16 protein-coding genes are annotated in these 26,057 nt (G+C 51.7%); 9 read left to right on the forward strand and 7 right to left on the reverse strand.

The window, feature by feature from the left end:
• Window positions 1–13: 13 nt before the first annotated feature.
• Entirely contained in the window at window positions 14–1,051 is a 1,038-nt protein-coding gene (locus tag ACGHM3_RS19820) for a hypothetical protein (RefSeq protein ID WP_345423646.1), read from the reverse strand.
• Window positions 1,052–1,626: 575 nt separating this feature from the next.
• Complete coding sequence (locus ACGHM3_RS19825) at window positions 1,627–2,442, reverse strand: universal stress protein (protein ID WP_345423643.1); 816 nt, start codon at window positions 2,440–2,442, stop codon at window positions 1,627–1,629.
• 289 nt (window positions 2,443–2,731) lie between these two features.
• Here ACGHM3_RS19825 and ACGHM3_RS19830 point away from each other — a divergent pair, with 289 nt between their 5' ends.
• Together ACGHM3_RS19830 and ACGHM3_RS19835 are read left to right on the forward strand one after the other, a co-directional pair.
• Window positions 2,732–3,049 (forward strand): pyrimidine/purine nucleoside phosphorylase, encoded by a 318-nt coding sequence (locus ACGHM3_RS19830; RefSeq protein WP_345423640.1) that lies wholly within the window; start codon window positions 2,732–2,734, stop codon window positions 3,047–3,049.
• Window positions 3,050–3,344: 295 nt separating this feature from the next.
• Complete coding sequence (locus ACGHM3_RS19835) at window positions 3,345–4,373, forward strand: M14 family metallopeptidase (protein ID WP_345423637.1); 1,029 nt, start codon at window positions 3,345–3,347, stop codon at window positions 4,371–4,373.
• A 148-nt stretch (window positions 4,374–4,521) separates the two neighbouring features.
• Here ACGHM3_RS19835 and ACGHM3_RS19840 read toward each other — a convergent pair whose 3' ends face one another.
• The 3 genes from ACGHM3_RS19840 to ACGHM3_RS19850 form a co-directional block, all read right to left on the reverse strand.
• Window positions 4,522–5,904, reverse strand: coding sequence for a GntP family permease (locus ACGHM3_RS19840; RefSeq protein ID WP_345423634.1), 1,383 nt, complete (start codon window positions 5,902–5,904; stop codon window positions 4,522–4,524).
• Window positions 5,905–6,271: 367 nt separating this feature from the next.
• Complete coding sequence (locus tag ACGHM3_RS19845; protein ID WP_345423631.1) at window positions 6,272–8,143, reverse strand: DUF885 domain-containing protein; 1,872 nt, start codon at window positions 8,141–8,143, stop codon at window positions 6,272–6,274.
• Window positions 8,144–8,247: 104 nt separating this feature from the next.
• Entirely contained in the window at window positions 8,248–11,832 is a 3,585-nt protein-coding gene (locus ACGHM3_RS19850) for an ELWxxDGT repeat protein (protein ID WP_345423628.1), read from the reverse strand.
• Between the two features lie 602 nt (window positions 11,833–12,434).
• Here ACGHM3_RS19850 and gtfA point away from each other — a divergent pair.
• Together gtfA and ACGHM3_RS19860 are read left to right on the forward strand one after the other, a co-directional pair.
• On the forward strand, window positions 12,435–13,877 hold the full coding sequence (gene gtfA / locus ACGHM3_RS19855; RefSeq protein ID WP_345423625.1) for a sucrose phosphorylase: 1,443 nt from the start codon (window positions 12,435–12,437) through the stop codon (window positions 13,875–13,877).
• A 96-nt stretch (window positions 13,878–13,973) separates the two neighbouring features.
• Entirely contained in the window at window positions 13,974–15,533 is a 1,560-nt protein-coding gene (locus ACGHM3_RS19860) for a sodium:solute symporter family transporter (protein WP_345423622.1), read from the forward strand.
• A gap of 38 nt (window positions 15,534–15,571) precedes the next feature.
• Here ACGHM3_RS19860 and ACGHM3_RS19865 read toward each other — a convergent pair whose 3' ends face one another.
• Window positions 15,572–15,760 (reverse strand): hypothetical protein, encoded by a 189-nt coding sequence (locus tag ACGHM3_RS19865; RefSeq protein WP_345423619.1) that lies wholly within the window; start codon window positions 15,758–15,760, stop codon window positions 15,572–15,574.
• Between the two features lie 127 nt (window positions 15,761–15,887).
• Between ACGHM3_RS19865 and pgaA the strand changes: the two genes are divergently transcribed.
• Genes pgaA through pgaD form a run of 4 tightly spaced genes read left to right on the forward strand, consistent with a single transcriptional unit; the run spans window position 15,888 to window position 23,666 of the window.
• Window positions 15,888–19,880: a poly-beta-1,6 N-acetyl-D-glucosamine export porin PgaA gene (gene pgaA / locus ACGHM3_RS19870; protein ID WP_345423616.1), complete on the forward strand. Its 3,993-nt coding sequence runs from the start codon at window positions 15,888–15,890 to the stop codon at window positions 19,878–19,880.
• A complete protein-coding gene (gene pgaB, locus ACGHM3_RS19875; RefSeq protein WP_345423613.1) occupies window positions 19,880–21,841 on the forward strand; it encodes a poly-beta-1,6-N-acetyl-D-glucosamine N-deacetylase PgaB in 1,962 nt (653 codons plus the stop codon). Before pgaA ends, pgaB begins: the two co-directional genes overlap by 1 nt.
• Window positions 21,842–21,861: 20 nt before the next feature.
• On the forward strand, window positions 21,862–23,112 hold the full coding sequence (gene pgaC / locus ACGHM3_RS19880; protein ID WP_345423608.1) for a poly-beta-1,6-N-acetyl-D-glucosamine synthase: 1,251 nt from the start codon (window positions 21,862–21,864) through the stop codon (window positions 23,110–23,112).
• Window positions 23,112–23,666 (forward strand): poly-beta-1,6-N-acetyl-D-glucosamine biosynthesis protein PgaD, encoded by a 555-nt coding sequence (gene pgaD, locus ACGHM3_RS19885; RefSeq protein WP_345423605.1) that lies wholly within the window; start codon window positions 23,112–23,114, stop codon window positions 23,664–23,666. Before pgaC ends, pgaD begins: the two co-directional genes overlap by 1 nt.
• 142 nt (window positions 23,667–23,808) lie before the next feature.
• Here the strand turns inward: pgaD and ACGHM3_RS19890 are convergent, their stop codons facing one another.
• A complete protein-coding gene (locus tag ACGHM3_RS19890; RefSeq protein ID WP_345423602.1) occupies window positions 23,809–24,360 on the reverse strand; it encodes a hypothetical protein in 552 nt (183 codons plus the stop codon).
• Window positions 24,361–25,397: 1,037 nt separating this feature from the next.
• On the opposite strand from ACGHM3_RS19890, the gene ACGHM3_RS19895 reads away from it, so the two are divergent.
• A complete protein-coding gene (locus tag ACGHM3_RS19895) occupies window positions 25,398–26,048 on the forward strand; it encodes a carbonic anhydrase (protein WP_345423599.1) in 651 nt (216 codons plus the stop codon).
• The last annotated feature ends 9 nt before the right edge of the window (window positions 26,049–26,057 follow it).

Consider the following 26,057-nt stretch of genomic DNA (forward strand, 5'->3'; position numbering starts at 1 on the left):
GCCAGCAAAAAGGCTACTCCTTGGGTGCCGCCCGCTCGGAAACAATCAACCATTTAGAACCCACTTTCACAAACCGTAACTGCTTGCGCATCTGCTCTTGGAAGTTTCGGGAAGAATAATGTTGAGTGAAGGTTGCAAATCCAACATCGTTATTGCGCGCCACTTCTAGGTTGACATCCTCCAGCTGTAGGCGAATTTGCTTTTGCGGTGTTACACGCTCCAAGCGCTGCTTGCGCCAAGTCTCTCGACTGGTGCCGATATCCGGATTGAAAAATGGTGCATAGAAAGTAAGGTAATACTCGGCATCACCAGACTCCCAAGCCATACGCCATTTTTCTAGGGTTTCAGCCACACGGCTTTTGCTAAAGCGTAGCTCTTCTGCTTCTGCTTCAGCATCGTCCAGCGGTGAAGTGGCGCTGCCTGCCCTGGAGGATTCAACTTGCTCAGCATTGGCTGCCGGGCTGGAATTGGTATCCGTGTTTTGGGTTTGCTCCTCGGTAGCGTCGCTTTCACCCGTTGCTGCCACCGCCGCGATGGCGGCTTGGTCACTGGCGGGCTGCGTTGCTGGAGTTCTCACTATCTTGCCGCCAATGGTAGATTCAGACGGCGTGGCGACCATGGTGACCGATGCCGCCGGGGCCTTGGCAAAAGTAGCGGGATCGGTAGTGGGAGACGCTAATAAAGCAAGCACTACCTTAAGAACCAAATAAAGCATTAACGCGCACAGCAACAACACCCAAGTTCGTACTCGGGTACGGTCTGAAAAAAATGACTCAAACCACCAATAACGGTGATAGCAATTCAAGCACCTATAGGGCCGCCAGGGCAGCAAACGCACAATTAACCGATCACCGCTATTAGCCCGGGATTTTATGGCCCGCCTGATACCGCACTTACGACAGGTTTGTGGCTGCTCGCTGGTTTCGCTGATATCCGACGCTAGGTCGTTGTAGGACGAGGACATTTGCTCATCATCAGCGCCGCCAAACAACCCTTTTAAGCGCTGCTTAATACCACCTTGTTTAGGCTCGTTTAATACTGTTACAACCATATCTCTGTACGAATGACTTACCGCTGTGTTACTGACCGACTTACATCAAGCCACGTTGCTGGCGCGCGGATTACCACACACTAATGAAATAGCACTGTAGGCCTTTTGGCCGGAAAAATCTGCCCACGAGATGTTAAAGAAGTTTAAAGTTCATTGAAATACCTCGACATCTGGCGAATCAAGGCAGTATACAGCAGCTCTCTATTGACTGTAGGACCACACATCGTATGTGTTGGCATCATTGATCGGGTAATCAAAACCACCTGGTTAGATTTAAGGTTGAAACAGCATCGCCGTAGCTTTACAGCGTGCAAATAAAAAGCCCTGGCGTCTCCACCAAGGCTTGCTAAGTGATTCATCGATAATCAGCGTTTTCTTGCTAACTACTTCCTATCTATCCAATTTCTATCTATCAGCTGCCTTGCTAACAGTCTTCTCACTTACAGCTTATATCTCTACAAGAGGGGCCATAACCTAGCAGCGACATGCCGCTGTTTCGCGTTGCTAGAAAACAGCGGATACTCGCTTTCTTTTGCCAAGCTAGAACCGAAAGTCATCTGTTAGCTTATAAGAAATTAGTAGTTCACTACTACCACATCTTGGTCCAGCGCAGATATTACACGCTCTGCTGTGTTACCACGCCGCGTTGCAGTAAGGCCTTTTTGGTTTAAGGTACCAATGATCACCAAATCTGCACCCAGGCGCTTAGCCAACGCTGCAACGGCTTCGTTGGTGTAGCCTTCCTCTACGTGAATACGCTCTGGCGGCACACCGGATTCTTTCGCCAACCGACCGCGATCCGGGTAATGCATTGAGTCTAAATAGGCGTTAACAATATGCAATTCAGCGCCGTAATAACCCGCCAAACGCTCGCCAGCACCGATAATGGATTGATTTAATTTTATCTGTTCGTCTTTAGTGGCCTGAAAGTTAACCGCCGCGAGAATAATTTCTCGTTTTTCTTTTGCTCCAGGCTGAATGAGAGCCACCGGGCACTCGGCATTTTTTAACAATTTCCATTTTGATTCGGTAAAGAATAAACGGGTAGAAGAACCGCGCTCGTGCACGGGTAAATAAATTAAATCGGGATGAAAAGGTTTGGCAGCACGGGCGATGCTTTCTTGCCACTCACTGGACCAACACACTTCCAATGAGTATTCCACGCCGGCGTTTTCCAGCGGGGTGCGAATTTCCGCACTAAACCAACTTTGATCGCGAAATAAATTATTATTCACCGCTCGAGTGTCTACGGCATCGGCATCCACCGCCACAAACACTTTCACCACCGGCGGTTGTTCTGCCAGTTGCGCTGTTTTAATCGCTCTCTCCAAAGCAATGTGTTTACTGTGGGATGGGTCGACAACGACAAAGATTTTCTTAGATTCAGCCATTATTGCGCCTATTGTTGTGTTATTTATTACTATTATTTGAGTGGGCATAGCCCTGGTTCTGCTTCACGCACGGCAATTAAACCACAATCACATTAAGGATTCATAGTGGGCACACTGCGGCTTTTGCCCCCGGTGGCATCAACTCCTTCGCAGATCACGCATATACATAGAGAGCATACACACAGAGAATAGCGCTAAACCTTGGCAAGGCCTTGCTCTTTCCCGTAGCATTCGCGCCAGCAAGCCCGGTCCTTAGCCGGCAGATTTTGTTACCATAGGCGGATACATTATGACCACTAAACAGATTCCCAACGTAGACCTTACCACCCAAGCCAATGTGTATTTCGATGGCAAATGCGTTAGCCACGGCTTTACCCTAGCGGACGGTACCGAAAAATCCGTGGGTGTTGTCTTACCTTCTGAGCTCACGTTTAACACCGCGGCTGCAGAAATTATGGAGTGCGTTGCGGGGGCTTGTGAATATAAGCTCGCGGGCAGCGACCATTGGCAAACCTGCAGTGCTGGCCAAAGCTTTAACATCACCGCCAATAGCAGCTTTGATATTAAGGTTGCAGAAGCCTTCCACTATATTTGTCATTACGGTTAAAGATCTGCTTAGCCTCGCTCTGGCCATGGATGGCCAAGTGACCCCACTGAACAGCACGCCTTGAAGGACAGGCCTTACGATCCAGCCTTTAACCTCAATTTACCAGTATCCCAAAGCTTGTACTCTAAGCATCTAAACAAAAAGCATCTAAACAAAGCCCGCTCTAGGGCTACCCCCCCACTTAAGATACGTTATATCATTGCGGCTAATTATCCCAGTTTTTAGCTGCTAATTATCGATCCGGTGTTCATCTACCCGACTTATCCCCCACCTAAATGCCAGAGATTCTTAAATTATGAGTTGGAAAGCCACCCGTATTTTTTCCATTGTTTTGTTATGCACTTGGGCAACAACCGTATTCGCCAGCCAGCCGTTCGAGTTAGACGGTGTTGTTGTCCCGGCAGGGGAGCAAAAGTCGTTTATGCTGCCGGCGCCCGGTATGGGAATACCAGTAACGGTAATCAATGGCAACCAACCCGGCCCTGTGCTTACCCTAACCGCTGGTGTCCACGGCGATGAGTTCCCCTCTATTTTAGCGCTGCAAAGCTTGAGAACCCGCATCGATGCCGCCGAATTAAAAGGTACTCTGGTGTTGGTGCATTTGGCCAACCTGCCTGGTTTCCACGCCCGCCGGATTGCGCTGCATCCAGAGGATGACAAAAATCTTAACCGCGAATTTCCAGGCGCGGCCGACGGCACTGCCACCGAACAACTGGCTTTTTATTTAACCCGCCAGGTTATTCCTAAAACCGATTATTTAATCGACTTGCACTCTGGCAGCGCGTATCAGGCTTTACACCACCATGTGTATTCTCCCGTGCTTTATCAGGAGCCGCTGGATGAGAAAACCTTAGCGTTTGCCGAGGCCACCGGTATGCAGCACATCGTGCTGTACGATAAGCGCCCCAAGGACTTGGCTAACACTATCTCCTACCCCAACACCGCCCAGGTACGCGGCAAGCCTGCGCTGACCGTGGAGGTGGGCCATTCTGGCCTGCGTGACGATGCTTTTGTCGAGGAAATTATCGCGATTTGCACCAATGCGCTCAAGCATCTGGGTATGCTAGCAGGTAAGCCCAAAACCAAGGCAATCATTTATAGCCATCTGGAATCTATTGCCAGCCCGGCCAGTGGCATTTTTACGCCGGTTGCCGCCATTGGCCAACCGGTGCAGCCCGGCGACCTGTTGGGCACCGTTAGCAATTATTATGGAGAGCCGGTAGCGGAAATTAAAGCCACAGAGGCAGGCACTATTTTGATGTTGCGTCAATGGCCTGCCATCGCAGAAGGCGAAAGCCCAGCGACCTTGGGAATAGAAAAATAACCGTGGTTTGATCCTGAAACGGCGCCCTGCCGTTTCACGGAGCGAACTATTGTTTACTTCAAACTTCGGGTCTCTTTGTTCCAACACTCCCGGCGGCAATGCGATCGTTAAAGCCGCCGGTGCAAATATTAAAGCCACTTTGGGTGCGTCAAAACACAACACTTAATAACGCTGCGACGATAAACGCAATAGTGCCGAGCAGGGTTTCCATTACCGTCCAGGTTTTCAAAGTGGTTTTCTCATCCATATCCAGCAGGCGAGACACCAGCCAGAAGCCGGAATCGTTAAAATGAGAGAGTACCGTTGCGCCACCGGCAATGGCGATTACGATAAAGCAATAATCCGCTTCTGAAAGCCCAGGTGTGGCCGCAACAATCGGCGCCATTAATGCGGCAGTTGTGGTTAACGCAACCGTAGCCGACCCCTGTGCCACCCGTAAACAGGTAGCAATCACAAACGCTGCCACAATAACCGGCAGGCCAGTGTTGCCTAGCAATCCCGCCAGCGCCTCACCAATACCGCTGCCTCGCAAAACGCCACCAAACATACCGCCTGCGCCGGTTACCAGAATGACACCACAAATGGGTGCCAATGAATCTCCGCACAGCTTCTCAACGTTTTCCTTACCCAAACTCTTTGTAAACAACACCAAGCACAGTAACAAAGTAATCAGCAGCGCTATCGGTGTTTTGCCTAACATGCGCAGAATGTGCACCCAGGTTTGGTCGCCGTTAATTGCACCGGATACCTGCAGGGTATTCAGGCCGGTATCCATAAAAATCAGTAGTACCGGGGTAAGCAGTACCAGCAGCACAGTAGCAAACGAGGGCGCTGTGGCTTGCAGCGAATTCTCCGCTTTAGAATTGATGTGTTTAAACATTTCAGGAAGCGGTAGCACGAACTTTTTACCGGCATAGAGGGCAAACAGGTACGCGCCGAAATACCAGGTAGGAATGGCAATCACCAAGCCGACAAACAATAGTAAACCAATATTGGCACCCAGCAAATCTGCCGCTGCCACCGGGCCTGGATGGGGCGGAACAAAGGCGTGCATCACGGCAAACGCACCGGCTGCTGGAAAGGCATATTTGATGGTGGAGCCGCCAAACCGCGCAGCCACGCTCAGCAGGATGGGAAACATCACAATCAGCCCGGCATCAAAGAAAATCGGAAAGCCAAACAACAATGAGGCAATACCAATGGCAAACGGCGCACGCTGCTCGCCGAAGCGGTTAATCAGGCCGTCGGCCAATACCTGGGCACCTCCGGTTACTTCCAATAGCTTACCGATCATGCAACCTAAGCCTACCAGTAGCGCCACCGATGCCAGTGTGCCGCCGAAGCCACCCATCATTACCGGCACAATGTCTTCACTGGCTATGCCCGCCACGGCGGCGGTCAACACACTCACTAAAATAAGCGCGACAAAGGCATGCACCCTTAGGCGAATAATCAGAATCACCAGTAATACCACGGCACCCAAACCGGTGAGCAACAGGTGTGTGGGATCGGAAACCGTTGTTTCAGCCATCGTGGACTCTCTTTTGCGCAGTTCGCTATTATTGCTTTTTAAGCGGTATTTTTGCTCTGTTTGCTGGTGACTTGTTATTGTGGCCAGCTAACAGCACCCGGCGACCCGCTGCTAATGATCGACAAGCGGATAAACCATATCAAAAAACGGCAGTCACCAATAGCTTGGGGCGGCCCTAAGACTCACCGTTCAATTGACCGACACGGCCGTAGGCCAACGGTTGCAGCCCGCTGGGCAGTGCTAGCGATTAATAAGGAGAGCCGGTTAAAGAAATCGAGGCCAGGGTGGCGGGAATTTTGATCCTGAAAAGGCGTCCCTGCCCTTTCGCGTTATCGAACTTATTTACCCTTAAGGGCTTCGGTAGTATTTAGGGTTGAGCTTTGGTGTGCTGTATCCACTGCTCGGTTCTTTGCTCCAACACATCCAGCGGCAAGGCTCCTTTTTCTAAAATCGCATCGTGAAAATCGCGTAGATTAAAGGCTTCCCCTAATTGTTCAGAGGCCTGTTGGCGTAGGGCTTTTATCTTTAACTCGCCGATTTTATAGGCCAATGCTTGGCCGGGCATTGCGATGTAGCGGTCGACTTCCACGGTTATATCGTGCTCAGACTTACCTGCGTTTTCAATAAAATAGTCGATGGCCTGTTGTCGGCTCCAGCCCAGTGCGTGCATGCCGGTATCTACCACCAAACGCACCGCGCGCCACATTTCGTAGGTCAACTGGCCAAATTTATCGTAGGGGTCATCGTACATTGCCATGTCTTCGCCCAGGCTTTCAGAGTAAAGCCCCCAGCCCTCAATAAACGCGGTGTAGAACAGATTCTTAACCAGATCGTGGGCGGCCTCTTGCTCCTGAGCCAGAGCAATTTGCAGGTGATGACCCGGTACCGCCTCGTGTAAGGTCAGCGCAACCATCTCCCACTTAGGCCGCGATTTTAAATCGTAGGTATTAGCGAAAAACACACCGGCGCGGCCCTGCTCAAGGGTACCCGACATATAATAGGCAGTAGGGGCGGATTTCTCCGCGTAGCTGGGTATCGGTGAAACACCGTAGGGCAATCGTGGCAAGGTGCCAAACAGCTTAACCAATTGCGGGTCTGCCTGTTTGGCAATATCACGATAGCGCTGCAGTAATTGCTCAGGCTCTGTAAAAAAGAACTGTGGGTCGGTTCTTAAAAAAGTAAAAAATTCGCTTAAACTGCCCTCGAAGCCGGTAGACTTCATGGTGCTCTGCATAGCTTTCCGGATTCGTTTTACTTCCTGCAAGCCAATGTTATGAATTTCTTTCGGCGTCAGTTCTGTGGTGGTGTAACTGCGCGCGGCGTAGGCGTACCAGGCCTCGCCATTGGGCAATTCCGATGCGCCCACAGCAACTCTTGCCGCCGGTAAATAAGTTTGTTCTAGATAATCCCGCAGTGTTTGGTAAGCAGGCAGCACACCGTCTTTAACAGCGTTTATTGCGGCATTTTTTAACTGCTTTTGCTGGCGGTCTTTAATGGTGTCGGGAAAGCGCTCAAACGATGTTAAAAAGCTGCTGTCATCCACCCCCTGGTCCAACACGCCAGTAACCTGCTCAATCACCCGCTGGACGACAATTTTCGGCGGCATAAGCTCGGCGTCTTTGCTTTCTGCCAGCAAGCCTAACACTTGCTCCATCAACAAAGGTAAACCCTCTAGCCGGGCAACAATATTTTCATAGTCCTTTAAATTGCTGGTTGGCATGCTGGCAATCACATCAGGCACTTCAATGTGCGCTCCGGACATTTGGCTTAATGGCCAGGGCGCTGGGCTCAGCCAACCCGCCGCTAGCGGGCCATAAAATTCATTTTGCTGTTGCGTATCTTGCAACGACTTCACCACCAACTGGTATTCCAAACTGGCCTTGGGGTCTAGCTGGCTGGTGTCAATGTTAGCCAAGGCGCTTAATTCTTGTGGTGTTTGTTGAGTGCGTTCGGCCATGGCGGTGGGCGTAAGATCCGTCCAGCGGTTATGGGCAGCTGGGTAGCCGTAGTAGGTGCCCAACTCTGGGTAGTCGGCCAGTGATTGCTGCCAAATGAGATCAAACAATTGGTAGAGCTTATCTTGCTCGGTCAATTTACTGTTGCTGGCCACACTGGCTAAGCGTTGTGAATAATCGCTGGCTAACACCGTGGACGGCCAAACGATGTAGCCAACGATAAGCAACAAGAGTTGCACTAAGACAGAGTATTTAAAATAAAACGAACGAGAATGCCTATGCATGGGTAGTGGCCTTTTTAACAAGATTCCCAATAGTAGCCGCATCTAAAGCATGGGTTCCACCGCCTGTTCTGAACTACGTCACAACCTCCAAACAACAGGCCCGGCTATCGAGATTGCTGCACGTCAATGCCGGAGTTAATTTCACTGCCGCTGCTGGTTCGCAATATCAACATTTCTGGCACTTGCGTTACATTACGGAATAATTGCTGGTAATAACCTTTGTCGGCTTTCCAGCCCACCGAGCCCAGTGTTTGCGGCTGGCCATTCACAAGAACCTCGGCGCTAATGTCTGCCGTGCCCGCCGGTGCATCCGAGGTGGCCCGCACCCAGAGTTGTTGTTGCTCAACAAAATAGATGGCACTGAACACACTTATCGTATCCGGGGCGGTACAAGCATTACCGCTGCCAGTGACAGCCGCTATCACAGAGGCCCCACTGGCACTGTGTATCTCCACGGTTTCGGGTTTGCAATCGATGTTTTTAAAGTTTTGTTGATAGGCATTTTTGCTCGGCTTCCAGGCCACCTCGCCAAGCTCGGTCACTTGGCCTTGCTGGCTCATACTACCGGTTAATGTGGCTGAACCTTGCGGCTGCAAATTGGAAACGACTCTTATCCATAAAAAGTCTTCAGCGGCGTTGTAGAACGCATCGGTAATGCTGAGTTCTTCCGGGGCGATGCCATCGCCAAACAACCCGACATCCAGCCCGTGGCGGATTTGACCATCGGCCAAATACCGGCAAGCGTCGGTGCCGTCTATGGGGCTAGCATTGCTGTCCACGGTGTAATCGCCGGCCGCCAAGGCTGGGCTAAATTGATAGCCCGCCGGCGCCACAAATTGCAACTGATAATCCCCAGCCGGCAACTGATCAAAGCTATAGGCGCCATTGCCATCGCTGACCGTGGCTCTAACCGCAGCGGCATCACAATTTAAACGAAGATTTACCTTCACACCGGCAAGCCCCACCTCGCCGCCGTCTTGAATACCGTTTTCGTTGTCGTCCAACCAAACAAAATCTCCAATGGAGCCGCTGCCAGTACTTAGTTGAGTTTCCATCACCCAGGGCTCACGGCCATGCTCGCCATCGTCGGCAGAAAAATACAAACCACCGGCCACTGCTAGATGCTGCGGGTTAGCCCCCAACATGCCCGGCCGGATGTCGGCCACCAACACAGTGCCCACTGAGGTGCCATCACTTTGCCAAAGTTCTCGGCCGTGGGTGCCGTCGTCGGCGGTAAAGTACAAGGTGTTATCGAATACGGTTAACTGTGCTGGCGCACTGTCACCGCCCGGCCACAAATCCGCCAACAGCGTTGTGCCAGCAGCCGAGCCATCACTTACCCACAATTCGGCGCCGTGCACGCCATCATTGGCTTGGAAGTAGAGCTTGCCGTTGAATGCGGTTAACTCATCCAGATGAGCGCCCTGACCTGGGAAAATGTTTTTAATGAGAGAAGTACCGCCACTGGTACCGTTAGTACGCCATAATTCCGGGCCAGTAACACCGTTGTCGGCAATAAAATAGGCCACATTGCCAACCACCGTTATTTGCGAAATTGCACTGTTATTACCGGGGTGAATATTTGCGATCAACTGCGTACCGGCGGCCCTACCGTCACTGCGCCACAGCTCACGGCCGTCGGCCTGGGTGTACGCCGTCAACAGTAATTGATTGCCAAACGCTGTGATCTGCTCAGGGCTGCTGCTATCGCTACCTGATACAATATCAACAGCTAGTTGGGTGCCAGCCGAGGTGCCGTCGGTTTGCCACAATTCTGCACCGTGGATGCCATCGTTGGCGGAGAAATACGCTACACCACCCAATACCGTCGCCTCGCGGCGATAATCATTACCACCGGCAAAAGCAGTGCTGTTGATATCTTTAACCAGCTCGGCGGTATTATCCGAACTATTCGCTTTGAATAGTGCCGCCTCGCCGTTATTTTGGTCCGCGGTAAAAAGTACTTCGTCCTGCAACTCGAAAAGTCTGTTTGGCCGAGCATTACCATTGGCCGTTGCATACAGCAATTGCGTCCCTACCGCTGTGCCATCACTGCGCCAAAGATTATAATCTCCCAGCTTCATGTGGCTGGCGCTGAAGAAGGCCTGATTGTCCAAAACAGTGATTTCCTCCGGATTGGCGTCGGCATCGCCGGGATAGATATCGTCTACCAAACTGGTACTGGCGCCTTCGCTCAGCCAAAGCTCTCTACCGCTTTGAATGGTCTGGGCCGAGAAATAAACCCCATTGCCCGCCGCCGTAAATTGCTCGGGGTCGCTACTGGCCGCATCCGGTGTAATATTCGCCGCTAAGCGAGTGCCAGCCGCACTGCCATCGGTCTCCCAGAGCTCTACACCCGCCAAGCCGCTGTAGGCGGTAAAATACAGACGGTTACCGACCTCGGTCATATGGCTGGGCTGGCGTGAATCTCCGCTGCGATTACGCTGAAAATCCCCTACCTTGAGGGTACCGCTGGCTTGCCCGTTACTGCGCCACAAATCAACGCCATTACCGTCATCGGCCACTAAGAAGTAGAGTAAATTACCGGCAATCACATAGCTTGCGCGCAATTGATTATTGGCCGGAACTTGAAAAAAACGGTTGGTGTTTACGGCGGTGCCATCGCTGCGCCACACGGCGAAGCCATCGCCATCGTTGGCCGAAAAATACAGTTCGCCATTGAAGGGGATAAAGCTATGGGCGTAGGAATCTCCGGCCGGATTTATATCCAACAGCATAACCGTACCGGCTGCAGTGCCATCGGACACCCACATTTCCTCGCCGTTAACGCCATCATCAAACTGAAAATAGAGTTTGCTGCCAAAGCCTTGCAAGTGGTCTGGCACCGGGGAGGAACTGGACAGCCCGGCTAAATCCGCCACCATGGCCGTGCCACTGCTGGTGCCATCGCTGAGCCATAGCTGCGTATTCTGGTAGACGAAAAATAATCGGCTACCCACGGCTGTGAAGTGATCCAGGCTCAACCCAGAAGGTGCATTTAACAGCGTGTGGGTGCCAGCCGGCGTGCCATCGGTTACCCACAAATCGCCTTCAACCAATAAAAACAGTTGATCACCTACCGGCGTCATTTGCTGGGGTGCCGGCAATGGGTTACCGCCCGCATCCAATACCTTTTGAGTGCCAATATCGGTGCCATCACTCACCCACAGGTGTGCACCAACCCCACCGCCTTCGTACGCACCGAAATACAACAGGCCATTTAATGCAGTTAATTCATAGGGCGCTCTGTGGCCCTGGTTAGAATTGATTTCTTTTACCATATGGGTACCGGCCTGCGTACCGTCACTAACCCACAGTTCGGAGCCGTTTTCGCGTTCATCCTGCGCGACAAAAAAAAGCTGACTACCCGCCACTACGGCTTGCTCAATCTCTGCACGGCCGCCGTAGTTTGGCGCCGCAACCGGTTGCGCGCTACTTCCGTCGAAGCGCCACAATTGACCACCCGCCGCTCCACTGTCTGTCGTTCCCACGTAGCCCTGAAAATACACCTGATTGTCATAGGCCACTAGATTATTGGGATAGGACCCCTGCACACTTGGCGCGGGATCTGCATCAATAAGTAACCTAGGGTTAGCGTGGGACTGATCAGCCACGGTCATGGCGGAGATGAGCAACAGAGACATAAGCGTTGGCGCAACAACGCGTCGATTACGATCCTTCGTTAGCATAAGAGCACCTGTGTGATTAGCACAGCCGAGGAAATTTGGATTACGCGGGCTTTAACTGTGAATTGATTTCGGTAAGGTTAGCGTGAGCAGACGAATCCAAAAGTGGCTGTGTTATTCGTTGTTTTAGTATTCAGATTGTGAGCGAGCATTCACACGCTACGAGCTTCAAGACGAGAAGTCTAATCATTTATTTATCAATTAATTTGTTATCTACATTGACTTTAGAAAACAAGAGTTTAAACAATCGCTTACTTGGCATCAGGCAAAATTGGCGTGGTACACGGCAAATACTAGAAAGTCAGGTAGGCGCGTTTTGCCACATTATTTTCTACAATTACGGTGGCTTAGTACCTACAGGAGTACCTACCAGGAGTACCTACCAGGAGTACCTACAGGAAATTGCAATACCAACAATCCATTGTAAGCTTTGCACACCACGCTCTCAATCGCTGAACTAATCACCACGGCAGCAAACAAAACGAGAAGCAAAACAGAAACATTCGAGCCGCTACATTGGCCGAAGCAGCAACACCAAAAACTGGAATGTTTAATTCCAGTTATCCGCCCGCTATTCAATCACTTGCAACTATTTGGAGTTTTTAATGCTATTACGCAATGAGGTACAGTTAATTTGCTACCCCAATCGTATAGGTAATGATATATCTGACTTGTACTCATTTATGCACCAGCACCTAACCAATGCGGTGGGTGGAGTGCATATATTGCCGTTTTACCCCTCCAACGCCGATGCTGGGTTTTCACCACTTACCCACAAGGAAGTCGCTGCTGAATACGGCGGCTGGCAGGACATAGAACGTATATCCGCAGAATTCGATTTGTGTGCTGACGTAACGGTCAATCATATTTCTGATGAATCAGAAGAATTTAAAGACTTTCTGCAAAATGGATTTGAATCAGACCACGCCGACTTGTTCGTTGATGTTGATAAATTTGGTGATATCCAGCCCGACGATTTGGCTAAAATCCATATCCGTAAAGAAAAGGAACCCTTCCGTGAAGTCACCTTCGCCGATGGCAGTACTGGCCGTGTGTGGTGTACCTTTACAGAAAAACAGATCGACCTTAACTACGAATCGCCAAAAACCTACGCTCTTATGGAGGATTATCTAACCTTCTTGGCTGCGAAAGGTGTTAAATTGTTCCGCCTGGACGCCTTTGGCTACACCACTAAAAGGATCGGCACCAGCTGTTTTTTGGTGGAGCCAGAAGTTTACCGGTTACTGGAATGGATCAACGATTTAGCACTGGCAAACGGCGCCGAATGCCTACCCGAGGTGCACGACCACACCAGTTATCAGTACGCCATCTCACGCCGAAACCTGCGCCCGTACGCGTTCGCACTGCCACCACTGTTACTCTACTCATTGTTAGATGCAAACAGTGTCTATTTAAAAAATTGGCTGCGCATGTGCCCGCGCAATCAAATTACCGTTTTGGATACCCACGACGGCATCTGCATTCCGGATGTTGAAGGTGTGCTGCCCGAGGACAAAATTCAGAGCTTAATCTCTAACATCGAAACACGCAGCGCAGACCCCATTTTAAGAGGCTCCGCCGCCGACGTGCACAGCGTAGGCGCCATCTACCAAATTACCTGCACGTTTTACGATGCATTAATGCAAAACGATGACGCCTACATAGCTGCACGGGCGATTCAATTCTTTACCCCCGGAATTCCCCAGGTGTATTACGTAGGGCTGTTAGCGGGCCGTAACGATAACGAACTTAAAACCGCCACCGGTGAATTGCGAGATATAAACCGGCATTTCTATTCCCTAGAAGAAGCCGAGGCAGCCCTAACCCAACCGGTGGTGAAACGTCTGTTGTGGTTAATGGAATTTCGCTCCAACTATCCGGCATTCCAAGGGCGCTTCGAATTAAATTATTCCAATGATTCCAGCGTTGCCATGGCCTGGCGTCACGGCGATTACTATTGCCATTTATTCGTGGACCTCAATTTTAATACCACAACCTTAGATTATATCGACGAGAAAACAGGCGAGGAAGTCCATCTTCGTTGCTAGTTGGCTGAATCAGAAACGGCGTCACTGCCGTTTCGCTGCGTTTAAACCATTAAGCGCGGGTTGATTGCCGCCAGTGAAATCGCCCAGGAGGGGCATGTGAGCACCTTAACGACTTTAGATTACAGCGTATTGTGCGGTTACGGTTTGATTGTTGTCGCTCTATGCTTGATGGTGGCTAAGCGCTCACCGGATTCCGATGAGCTGTTTCTCGCCGGGCGCAGCTTGGGCCCCATGGTCATTGGGCTTTCGTTATTTGCCTCCAACATTTCCTCCACCACACTCATAGGCTTGCCAGGTGCCGCTTGGGAGTACGGCATTTCAGTGGCGAATTATGAGTGGATGGCCTCGGTTATTTTATTGCTTTCGGCGCTCTTTATCGTACCTGTTTTTCTGGGCCAGCGTTTAACGACGGTGCCGGAAATCATGGAAAAGCGGTTCGACCCAAGAATGCGGCGCTATTTGTCCGGTACCTCATTGTTTTTAAGTATTGTGCTCGATACCGCCGGCAGCCTATACGCCGGCGCGTTGGTTCTAATGCTGTTTATTCCCGGGCTGAGCTTAGCCCCTACTTGTGCCGCCATGGCATTATTCGCAGGCGTGTACACCGCCCTTGGTGGACTGCGAGCCGTGGTCTACACCGATGTTTTACAAGCACTGGTTTTATTAATTGGCTCTTTGATATTAACGATTATTGTTTTTCAGGAATTTGATTACAGTTGGAGTAACTTGGTTAGCCGAGTGGACGCCGACCACCTGTCGTTAATTCGGCCACTGGATGATCCATCCCTACCCTGGCTAGGGACACTAATCGGCCTACCCGTTTTAGGCTTTTACTACTGGACTATGAACCAATACGTGGCTCAGCGATTGTTGGGCGCACGCAGTGCCGACGCCGCAGCCAAAGGCGCCATGTTAGCCGCCGCATTAAAATTGCTACCGCTGTTTTTAATGGTGCTGCCAGGCGCTATGGCGGCAGCCCTGTTCACCGATTTAGAGCGCGCCGACACGGTATTCCCTCGCCTGATTTCCGAGTACGCACCACCGGGTATTGCAGGCTTGATGGTGGCCGGGCTTTTAGCCGCCATAATGTCCAGCGTTGACTCAACCTTAAACTCAGCTTCCACGCTATTTATTGTCGATTTTGTAAAACCAAAAAAGCCCCATTTAAGCACCCAACAAATGGCCAAATTGGGCCGCATTAGCACCATTGCACTAATGGTTTTTGCCGCGCTCTGGGCGCCCGCCATTGATAACTTCCCCGGTTTATTCGCCTATCTTCAGCAGGCCTTCTCCTACGTTGCACCACCACTGGCAGCGGTGTTTCTCGCCGGCTTTTTCAGCCGTCGAATAACAGCGCCGGCGGCATTGCGCGGTGTAATTACCGGCCACGTTATTTCCCTGGCATTTTTCCTGGGAGCACAATTAGGTTGGCATAATATTCACTTCACCATTGTGGCAGGTTTATTGTTCGCCCTAACGCTGGTCGCGACCCTTGCTTGGCAAGGCTGGATAAATCGCGGCACAACCATCACAACCACCGATGCCCAGTGGCAGACAGTGGACACACGCAACGCTCAGCCAGTGGCTCTACCGGTTAAAATTGGCATAGTAACGCTGCTCGTGGCTACGGCATGTTTGGTACTGGCGTTTTGGTGATGAGGGCAGTCAGTTTAACGCCGAAACGTTAATTTTTATTAACGACTCCAGTGACTAAAAAAATACACCCAAAAAACCATCAATCCGGGCGCATCTTTCAATTCGTTGACAATTTGTAACAAAATGCGGATGCAACCCGCCACCCTAGCGCCGCGGCCATCAGCCACTCCTAAAAACAGCCCGAAAAAGGCAAAAGCCACCGCTTTCGGCTGCACCGATTTGGCCACAAATAGCCCTTGAGCAAGGTTACGTGTCGCAAAACAGCACTTTTGGCTTAGCAACCGTGGTTTGAATTACCTTATACTGGCGTCTGTTTTCTTATAAGAAAGTGTCGCGCCTGGATTGTATCTTTAGATGGTAAAGCTCTGGTTTAAACGGCTTGGCGTAATTGCCGCCAATATTTTGCTTTTGTATGTCTTACTCAATGAGTTACTAAGCGCCCCCACCTACTCCGCAAGAGAGGTAGATACCGCTATTGCTATGGCCATTGAGAACGCCCGTGCCGAGCGTCTCGATGCCGCACTGCAGCAACTCGAGGCCCTTACGGAGCTGGCCGGTGAGTACCCACAGGTTTGGTACAACTACTTAACCGTGCTGTCCTGGGACGGACAAAAAGCCAAAGCGGTAGAACTGTTAAAGACCGTAGCGGTGGCTGACGCGCCCGCCTACTTCCTTAAAGAAATGATAGATGCTGTGCTGCAAGAGGCCGACTACGAACAACTGCCTCGTTTAGCTAAGGCTGCAGTCGCCAACAGCGGCACCCCAGAACAACTCGGCCTAGACTTGATCGCCGAGTTGCTGGCCCGAGAGCAAACCGAGGTCGCCACCGATATTGCTCGCCATTATCACCAACAATTCCCAGATAACCTGCCCATCCAATTGCTAGTGGCCAAAGCATTGGCCACCACCGCCCCACAAGAAAGCGCCGACCTTCTAGCTCAACTGCTGACCCAAGAGCCCGCCAATGAAGAAGCGCGCCGGCTTTGGGCAGCCCATCTGGTGGACTTTGCCCGCCAGGGCGATGTTGCCGACACGGTGGACAACTTCACCCGGTTTTATCAACAAAACCCCGATGCCAAGGCCCTGGCCGGAGAGTTACTGATTTTAGAGAGCTGGCAGGAGAACGATGCCAGGGTAGTCGCCCTATGGCCCGACCTGGCCGACTCTGCTCCTGCTCAAGTGAAGGCCGCTGCGGCTCAATCGTTGCGCCGCCTGGGCGAGGCCGAGCAGGCCCAACAACTGTACACCGAGCTACTGGCCTCCGACCCGGACAACCCAGACTACCTCATGGGCTCTGCCTTGGTAGCCCTGGCCATGGGCGAGCCCGACATCGCCGCAGTGCAATTGGCTAAGATAGACCGGTTAGCCCAGCACCACATTAACGATGTTGATCTACTGGAGGCAAAAGCGCTCACCTACGCAAGCCTGGGCGAGCACGAACAGGCCGAGCAATTTTATCAACGGTTACTCACACTCAAACCCGAAGCCCAACGCCCATACACGGCCTGGTTTGATCAACTGGCCCAACTGGCCAAACAACAGGGCTGGGCAGCAGCTGCCCCTTACTTGGACCAACACCTGGCCGATGCACCGCTGGCAACAAAAGTGGAGGCCGCCGGCTTGATGCTGTCGCTCAGCCAAGCCCAGCCCGCCAATCAACTATTGGCTCAGCTGCCCTTGGCTGAGCTAAGCAAAGAGCAACTCGAAACCCTGGCCAAATTGGCCCGCAACGCGCGGCAGTACAACACCGCGCTACGGCTCTACAGTGCTGCGTTACAGAAAGCTCCTGATGATTTTCAGTTGTTGCTGGGCCAAGCCCTGGTGGATATAGACCGCGGCGACAGCCAAGCGGCCTGGCAACGGTTAGAAGCTTTAGAGGATCAGCAGCCGCGCAACACGCAATTATTGGAAGCCTTGGTGTACTTCCACCGCCGCTTTGGCAACGACCGCCAAGTGGCCTTTTACCTAGAGCGTTTAGCCGAGAGCAGCACCTCACCCGGGCCCTACCTAAGCAGCTGGGGTGAACACAAGCTGGCCAATCAAAGCGCCGTGCCCATGGCCAATCTGATTGAAGAATTTGAAGCCATGCTGGAGCGCTACCCTAACAGCGACTCACTGCGTAACGGCACCATTGGCCTGATGCACCGCGTCGGCTATTACGACGACGCCCTGCAAACCGGTGAACAAACCGACCTAGACTCCGCCCCGGCCTACGTTATCGAAGCCCTTGGGCAGAGCGCCCGCGAACTGCAACGCTACGACCGGGCTCAAAGCTTGTTTTATAAGGGCAGCCAGCGCTTTCCAGACATGGGCGTTTTCCCTATCAGCATGAGCCTAGTGATGGTCGATAAAGGCGAGCCAACCGATGCCCTGGCCAACCTTGCCAAATACCAGAATAAATTTGGTAAATCGCGGGATTTCCTGTTGGCCCAAGCCTACGCCTATGAGGCCAGCGAACAATACCTACCGGCACTGGCCAACTACCAAACCTTAATGGATGCCAACCCCAACGACGATGCGGTGTACCGCAGCTGGGTTATGGCCATCAATCAATCCGGCGCTCCGGCTATGGCCTTAGAAAAAGCCAACCAACGACCGGATATTTTTCGCCCAAACGATTGGCAGCGCTTAAAAGCCGACCGCGCCGCCATCGCCGTGCGCGAGGGCAGCTTTAACGATTTAGCCGCAGAGGATAAACGTCAGCGCGCCGAACAAGCACTGGCCCTGGTGCGCAACTACCAACAGTATTTACAGCAAAATTTTGCCGAGCAAACCCAGCCGCAACAACTGGCAGCGTACGACGAAATTATAGCGCTGCACTCCGCCGGCCAGTTTGATGAGGCTACTCGCGCCTACGAACAACAAGCCGACGCCCTGGCATTGCCCGACTACGTACTCACCGTGGTTGCCGACGCCTATTTGCGCCAGAACCAGGCCAAGCAGGCCAACCCCCTGTTAGAAGAAGTGGTTAAACGCAAGCCCAACGACCACAACGCCAATATGATGCTGTTTTACGCCCAGGTGGAAACCGAGCAATACGACAGTGCCCAACAAACCATTGAGCAAACCGTTGACAACCAACCTAAGTGGCGCCGTAACGGTAAAGTGATTCGCGATAACCCCAAACGTTTGGCGGCCGAGCGCGTGGCCAATTTACTCAAGGCCTATCGCAACCAATTGGACAACGCCCAACAGCAACTGGAACAATGGCTGGGTTTCGCGCCCCACAACACCACCCTGCGCGGCGACCTGGCAAAAATCTATCGCTGGCGCGGATGGCCCAACCGCTCCCTGGCCGAGTATGAATTAATCGCACCGGTGGCTCCGCAGGAGTTTGAGCTTGGCCTCGGCCGCGCCCAAACCTTAATGGATATGCACGAGTACGCCCAAGTAGAACAACAACTGGCCGGCTTGCAGCAAGATTACCCCCAGGATACCGGCGTAAAAGCCCTGCAGCGGCGCTGGGATTTATACCGTCGCCGTGAGTTAATCAGCCAGGTGGGCCGCGCTTTTGGCGATAACGATTTTGTTGGTGGCGACAGTTTAAATTGGGATACTTGGCTATTCGACCAACCCTACGGCCATAACTGGCGACCGTTTGTGCACCACCAATTTAACCGCGCTAATTTTAGTGAAGGCGTGGGCCGTGTGGAGCGACTGGGTGCTGGCATAGAGTTTCGCAATAACCAATGGCTGGCTCAGTTTGAGCTGCACGAGGGCATACGCGGCAACGGTGAAACCGGCGCCCGCTTAAGCGCCAGCCACAATACCAGCGACCACTGGCAACTGGGCGGCGAGCTACAATTGTTTAGCGACCTAGTGCCGGTGCGCGCTATTAACAATGGCGTGGATGGCGATTCACTAGAACTGAACGCCCAATACCGTTGGCACGAAAGCCGGGCCGCCAGCGCGGCACTGCAGGTAGTAGACTTTTCCGATGACAACCGTCGCCTGGCGCTGTCGTTGTACCACCGTCATACGCTGTTCCAAAACGAACACCACCGCTGGGGCCTAGTCGAGAGCGCCTACGCCTCCAAAAACAGCGAGCAAGGCGGCACCTACTTTAACCCAGAAAGCGATCTTTCCTTGGCCGTGGCCGTTGAATACAACGGCTTGCTCAACCGCTATTACGAAAATCAATTATCCCACCGCTTTTTGGCCGGTCTGGGCCACTACCAGCAAGAGTCATTTGGTGGCGATTTCACCTGGGACCTAGAATACGAACAAACCTGGCAACGCAGCCAAGCTTTTAGCCTCAATTACGGTGCGCGCCTAGGTCGGCGTGTTTACGACGGCCAAAGCGAATTACTCAGTAGCTTATTTGCGGGTGTGAACTGGAGATTTTAATGCGGCAACTGCACAGAATTTTGTTGCTGTTAACGGCAACCTTACTACCCCATTTGGCCCTGGCGGCCGGCCAGGCAACGGACCTTATTGCACTGTGCTACCACGATGTGCGCGAAGATGTGCGTGGCGATATGGATGAAGACGAATTCGCCGTTAGCACAGCGCATTTAATTCAGCACTTTCAGTGGCTAAAAGACAACAACTACCAACCGGTATCCCTGGATCAAATCGAAGCCGCTCGTAGTGGCGGCCAGCCGTTGCCCGAGCGCGCCGTACTGCTCACATTTGATGACGGATACGCCAGTTTTTACCAGCGTATATTTCCGCTGTTAAAACTCTATAACTACCCAGCCGTATTTGCTCTAGTCACCCATTGGCTGGAGTACAATAGCAGCCAAGCGGTGCCCTACGGCAATGCTCTGCGCCGGCGCGATGAGTTTCTGCACTGGAATCAAATTAAAGAAATGCAGGCCTCGGGCCTTGTGGAAATTGCCTCCCACAGCAACAACAGCCACCAGGGTATCTTGGCCAATCCCCAGGGCAACAGCCAAGCCGCTCTAGTGACCCGGCAGTTTTTCGCCGACGCCAATCGCTATGAAACCGAACAGCAATACCAAGCGCGTATTACCCAGGATTTAACGCGCTCGGTGGAATTAATTGAGCAACACACGGGCAAAAGACCGCGCGCCATGGTTTGGCCCTACGGCAGTTATAACCAGCAAACCGAGCAGGTGGCAAAATCACTGGGCATGGATTACTTCTTTACGCTTAACGGCCGGGTAAATAAATACCCTGCCCAGCAGAACGACGTAAACCGTATCCTAATTGCTCGCAACCCAACCCTGCAGGATTTTAAAAACATTCTGCTGCCGGATAACCAGCCGGAAACCAAGCGCCTGGTGCACGTTGATATCGATTACGTTTACGACGAAAACCCAGAGCAACAGAGCCGCAACCTCGACCAACTGGTAGAGCGCATTTACCGGCTCAAGGTTAACACCGTCTACCTACAAGCCTTTGCCGACCCAGACGGAGATGGCAACGCCGACGCTCTGTATTTCCCCAACCGTCACCTACCCATGCGAGCGGATCTCTTTAACCGAGTGGCTTGGCAATTACGCACCCGTGCCAACGTCACCGTGTACGCCTGGATGCCGGTGAGCGCGTTTAAACCGCGCGGCACGACAGCGCCGGAGCGCTGGGTGTGGTCCTTGGCCAGCGGTACGCCCGCGCCCTCAGACAACAGTTACCAACGGCTGTCCATATTCCACCCTGAAAACCGACAAATGATCAAAGAGATCTACCACGATCTCGCACTCTATTCGGATTTCGGTGGCTTGCTGTTTCACGACGACGCCCTACTCACCGATTTTGAAGACGTCAGCCCCAGCGCGCTGACCGCCTACCGAAAGAACGGTTTACTATTTACCAACCCACAACAACTGCGTGACGACCCAAGCCTGCGTCAACAATGGACCCGGCTAAAAAGCCAAGCTTTGGTGGAATTCACCCAGGAGCTGGCCGGTGAGGTACGCAACCTACGCCCGCTGATTAAAACCGCGCGCAATATCTACGCCCTGCCGATTCTCAACCCCAATAGCGAACAGTGGTTTGCACAAAATTTAGAGGATTTCCTGGCCGCCTACGACTACACCGCGGTGATGGCCATGCCCTACATGGAAGGTGAAACCAAACCCGGCAAAGCCAAAAAATGGTTGCGCAAGCTGGTGAAAACCTTGCCGCCGGAGCAACTATCGAAACTGGTATTTGAACTGCAAAGCGTGGACTGGCATAAGCAACAGCCCATTCCCGCGAAGGAACTGGCGGCACAGATGAAACTGCTGGCCCGCCACGGGGTAACACACTTTGGCTACTACCCCGATAACTTTATCCAAAACCAACCTGCATTAACGGATATAAAAGCCGCGTTGTCGTTGGAAGATTACCTCTACGCCAAGTGACACAACGCCGAGAGTAACGCATGAATTCATTGGTCGATTTTTTTTGGGATTTTGCCTACTACTACCCACTGTTTATGGCCTACCTGTGGATGATAGGTGGCCTGTACTACCGTTTTCACTGGGAGGGTAAAGACGGCCGCCACTACGACAACCCACCGGATTTACCCCACTACCCGCCGGTAACGCTGCTGGTGCCTTGCCACAACGAAGGCGAAAACGTGCGGGAAACCATCGACTACCTATTGGGCCAAGCCTACCCAGAATTCGAAGTCATTGCCGTAAACGACGGCAGTAGCGACAACACCGCAGACATACTGGACGAGCTTGCCGCCGAACACCTAGCCCTGCGAGTGGTGCACCTCAGCGAAAACAGCGGCAAAGCCAACGCCCTGCGCGTGGGCACTATGGTCTCCAAGTACGAATACCTGGTGTGCATTGACGGCGACGCCGTACTGGACGCCCACGCCACCACCTGGCTGATGAAGCATTTTGTGGAGTCCCCACGAGTTGGAGCGGTCACCGGCAACCCACGCATCCGTAACCGCACTACCCTACTGGGCCGCCTACAGGTGGGCGAGTTCTCCTCCATTATTGGCATGATCAAGAGGGCACAACGTATTTACGGCCGTATTTTTACGGTATCCGGCGTGGTAGCAGCGTTTCGCAAAACGGCATTGCACCGGGTGGGATATTGGTCCACCGACATGGTCACCGAAGACATTGATATCTCCTGGAAGTTACAGCTCGATCACTGGGACGTCCGTTACGAGCCCAATGCCCTGGTCTGGATTTTAATGCCCGAAACCTTGCGCGGCTTGTGGCGGCAACGCCTGCGCTGGGCCCAAGGCGGCTGGGAAACCGCCACTCGCTACTTTAAAAGTATGCTGCCCTGGCGCAAACGGCGCATGTGGCCGGTGCTACTGGAATACAGCGTTAGCTTGGTGTGGAGCTATGCGGTGTTTACCATCGTGGTGCTGTGGATTTTGGGTAAATTTATCGACATGCCGCCACAGTGGTACGTGCCCACTATTTTACCCGGTTGGCAGGGTATTATTTTGGGGGTCACCTGCCTGCTTCAATTTTTCGTTAGCCTGTCCATCGACAGCCGCTATGAAAGCGGCCTACTGAGAAAGTACTTTTGGATGATTTGGTATCCCCTGGCCTACTGGTTAATCAATGTGATTACCATCGTCGTGGCCGTACCCAAATCTATTTTCAGCAAGCGCGGCTCCCGAGCCGTTTGGAATAGCCCAGATCGAGGCATCCACTGATGTCAGACTCACCCGCAAACAAGCCGCAAAAGGCCCGTGAAAAACACCCGTTGATTATTGAAGAGCCAGACTCACTGCGCCTGCCCCATAAAATCACGGCGGTAACACTAACCTTGTTATTTTGGGGGATTTTGCTGTACCTGTGGCAACCTCTAATCAGCATGGTTGCCTGGGCGTTGAACATCAAACTGTTTTATAACCACATGATTGTGCTTGGCGGTTATCACAATTTTTTAGCGCTGGTTATCGACTACCTTATTGTAATCGGCATCATGGGCGGAGTACTCATCGTATGGGCGCGAGTCAATTTATGGCGCTTCCGGGGCAAAGACCGACGTAAGCGGCCGGACGACGCCAGCACCGAAGAGCTGGCGCAATTTTTCAATGTGAGCGCCGAGCAGCTCCAGCAGTGGCAGACCATGAACAGCTTAGAAGTCAGCCTCAATGATGAGGAGCTGCCGAGCAAGGTGGTTGCCCATATTCCGAAGCCCGGCTCTGATGATAATAAGCCTGTGGAAAATAAAGCCGTTGATAACGAGCCCGAAGAAAACTAGCCCGCGCAAGAAAAAACAAGTTCCTAGAGCATAAAAAACCCAGCCTTGTGAGCTGGGTTTTTTGTGCTTACCTAAGGATACTATCCGATGGCGAGCTTTTTGATACTGCCCCTGATGATAGCTCGGATAGTACGTCGGGCTGTTAGTTACTGATCGCATCCTGCTGCGGTAACTCCAACAACTCCTCACCCATTTGGCTACGCTGAGAATTGCGCATCATGGTGCTGCCGTTTTCGATCATACGGCGACCTTCGCTAATTTGAGCTTGGCCATCGTTGATCATTTTGTTGCCTTTGGTCACCATTTTATTGCCGTCTTTCACTGCATCGATAGCATCTTCCCAACGACCACCAATGTCTTTCAGTTGTTTGGCTTCAGTGGAAACCTGGCCGGGTGTGGTAGACGCACCAACCGCACTGGCAGCGGATTGATAATCGTGACGGGCTTGCAACATGCGCTCGTTGCCGGAATCAATCAGGTTTTCGCCTTCACGCACTTTATTACGGCCGTCGCTTAATAGCTTGTCGCCTTTAGCGACCATTTGCTCACCCTTCACCACGGTTTTTTGGCCCTCGGCCCACATGGCTTGAGGATCGCCGGACAAGGCTGCGTCTGATGCATCGGTGGCGGCACAGGCGGTGGTGGCAAGAATGATTGCAATTAAGCTTAATTTTAAAACGTTTATAGTTTTCATAGTTATTCACCTATTTGTGGTTGCCGGCACAATATAGTCCAAGAAATGCCAACACGTAAACACTTTAGCTATAAAATTTTTATATTTTTACCGCATTCAGACAGGGTTAACATTCGCCAACCAAACTCCGTAAGCCGTTGTAAATGTTACAATTTATTGCAAAAAATTCTGGCACCCTATTTTTCCTTTGGCTATAACGCTATGCCACACTTTACACTCTACTGATCGCGCTGCTGTTTTAATAGCAAAGCAGAGATAACAAAGCAGAATCAGAAAAACAGAAATATCAAAGCAGATTGCTCTCCGCCAAAACGCAGCCTCCCCAAAAAAACGAGGCGGTTAAATCAGACACCCAATCCAATTGCTTGGCCAATCCAGTTGCTTGGGAAACACTGGCTTTAGGTTCAATACTCTTAAAGGTGATTGGTTTTAAGTAAAAGGTGATCTGCTTTAGGTCGGTGCCGCCAACTAGCTTCTAACGAGAGCGCTTCTAACGAGCGGGCTATTATTAAAATTGATGCGACTTCACCGCAGAGTTCAAAACTCACAACAACCTACGACTAAGGTCGAAGATACCGACCTATTTTACTACCGCGGGAAATTAACGATTCTTACTTGAAGGTCAGTGTTGCAGCCCAGACGTCGATTCAAAATCAAAATCTGTCTGCCTAACTCTGATATTTTCGCCCAATTCACGGCCCATTTTGGCGGCTTCAACAAAACCAATCAATTCCATCAAGCAATTTGATTATGTTTCCCTGGCGATAAAAATGAACAGATTTTGCGCATTATTAAATTAATCACGTTCTGATCACCGTTCTAAACTGTCAACAGAGTAATTCACTGAGGGAAATCCGTCCCAAAATGGGTCATCCCCCACCCAATCAAGATTCAAAATGATGCACCTTTGACTGATAGTTTTTCCTAATCTCCAGCACCCTAATCTCCTAATCAAACTATCGCTTTAAACTGTTGTTATTAAATTCAGCAATGAAGATTTCTTCGCTTATTCAATTTCTAAACTTAAGGAACATTAAATGAAACATTTAATCTCTGGCGTTTCTCGTTTTCAAAAAGAAGTATTTCCTGGCAAACAGAAATCGTTTGAGCAACTGGCCACTGGCCAAAGCCCAGAAGTGTTGTTTATCACCTGTGCGGATTCCCGCATCGATCCAAATCTGGTTACTCAAACCGAGCCCGGTGAGCTGTTTATATGCCGTAACGCAGGCAATATTGTTCCACCCCACAGCCAACAAACCGGCGGCATGACCGCCTCCATCGAATTCGCCGTAGCCGGCCTAGGCGTTAGCCATATTGTTATTTGTGGCCACACCGACTGTGGTGCCATGAAGGGCGCCCTAGCGCCAGAAAAACTGGATGAATTACCCCATGTTAAGGAATGGCTGGGCCACTGCCGCTGCGCGTCTTCGGTTTTAAAAGAAAAGCACGGCGAGATTGACCATAGCCACCTGGACTTGTTAACCCAAGAAAACGTCATCCAACAGCTCCAGCACTTAAAAACGCACCCTGCGGTTGCCGCCAAACTGGCTACCGATCAGGTTCAATTGCACGGCTGGGTTTACGACATAGGCACCGGTGATGTGCAGTGTTTAGACGAAGCCAGCGGGGAGTTTACCGACCTCCAGAGCGCCTACGCCGAGAACAGCAAATTAGCCAGCAACGCCTAATCACTTGTT

The organism is Halioxenophilus aromaticivorans, assembly GCF_042850945.1.
GTDB classification, from domain to species: Bacteria; Pseudomonadota; Gammaproteobacteria; order Pseudomonadales; family Cellvibrionaceae; genus Halioxenophilus; species Halioxenophilus aromaticivorans.

What these genes read in the sequence shown, in the direction of transcription:
- ACGHM3_RS19820 (WP_345423646.1), bottom strand. Translation starts at nt 1,051, where the DNA reads ATGGTTGTAACAGTATTAAACGAGCCTAAACAAGGTGGTATTAAGCAG.
- gtfA (WP_345423625.1), top strand. Translation starts at nt 12,435, where the DNA reads ATGCTATTACGCAATGAGGTACAGTTAATTTGCTACCCCAATCGTATA.
- pgaA (WP_345423616.1), top strand. Translation starts at nt 15,888, where the DNA reads ATGGTAAAGCTCTGGTTTAAACGGCTTGGCGTAATTGCCGCCAATATT.
- pgaB (WP_345423613.1), top strand. Translation starts at nt 19,880, where the DNA reads ATGCGGCAACTGCACAGAATTTTGTTGCTGTTAACGGCAACCTTACTA.
- ACGHM3_RS19825 (WP_345423643.1), bottom strand. Translation starts at nt 2,442, where the DNA reads ATGGCTGAATCTAAGAAAATCTTTGTCGTTGTCGACCCATCCCACAGT.
- ACGHM3_RS19890 (WP_345423602.1), bottom strand. Translation starts at nt 24,360, where the DNA reads ATGAAAACTATAAACGTTTTAAAATTAAGCTTAATTGCAATCATTCTT.
- ACGHM3_RS19845 (WP_345423631.1), bottom strand. Translation starts at nt 8,143, where the DNA reads ATGCATAGGCATTCTCGTTCGTTTTATTTTAAATACTCTGTCTTAGTG.
- ACGHM3_RS19840 (WP_345423634.1), bottom strand. Translation starts at nt 5,904, where the DNA reads ATGGCTGAAACAACGGTTTCCGATCCCACACACCTGTTGCTCACCGGT.
- pgaD (WP_345423605.1), top strand. Translation starts at nt 23,112, where the DNA reads ATGTCAGACTCACCCGCAAACAAGCCGCAAAAGGCCCGTGAAAAACAC.
- ACGHM3_RS19895 (WP_345423599.1), top strand. Translation starts at nt 25,398, where the DNA reads ATGAAACATTTAATCTCTGGCGTTTCTCGTTTTCAAAAAGAAGTATTT.
- ACGHM3_RS19835 (WP_345423637.1), top strand. Translation starts at nt 3,345, where the DNA reads ATGAGTTGGAAAGCCACCCGTATTTTTTCCATTGTTTTGTTATGCACT.
- ACGHM3_RS19830 (WP_345423640.1), top strand. Translation starts at nt 2,732, where the DNA reads ATGACCACTAAACAGATTCCCAACGTAGACCTTACCACCCAAGCCAAT.
- ACGHM3_RS19850 (WP_345423628.1), bottom strand. Translation starts at nt 11,832, where the DNA reads ATGCTAACGAAGGATCGTAATCGACGCGTTGTTGCGCCAACGCTTATG.
- pgaC (WP_345423608.1), top strand. Translation starts at nt 21,862, where the DNA reads ATGAATTCATTGGTCGATTTTTTTTGGGATTTTGCCTACTACTACCCA.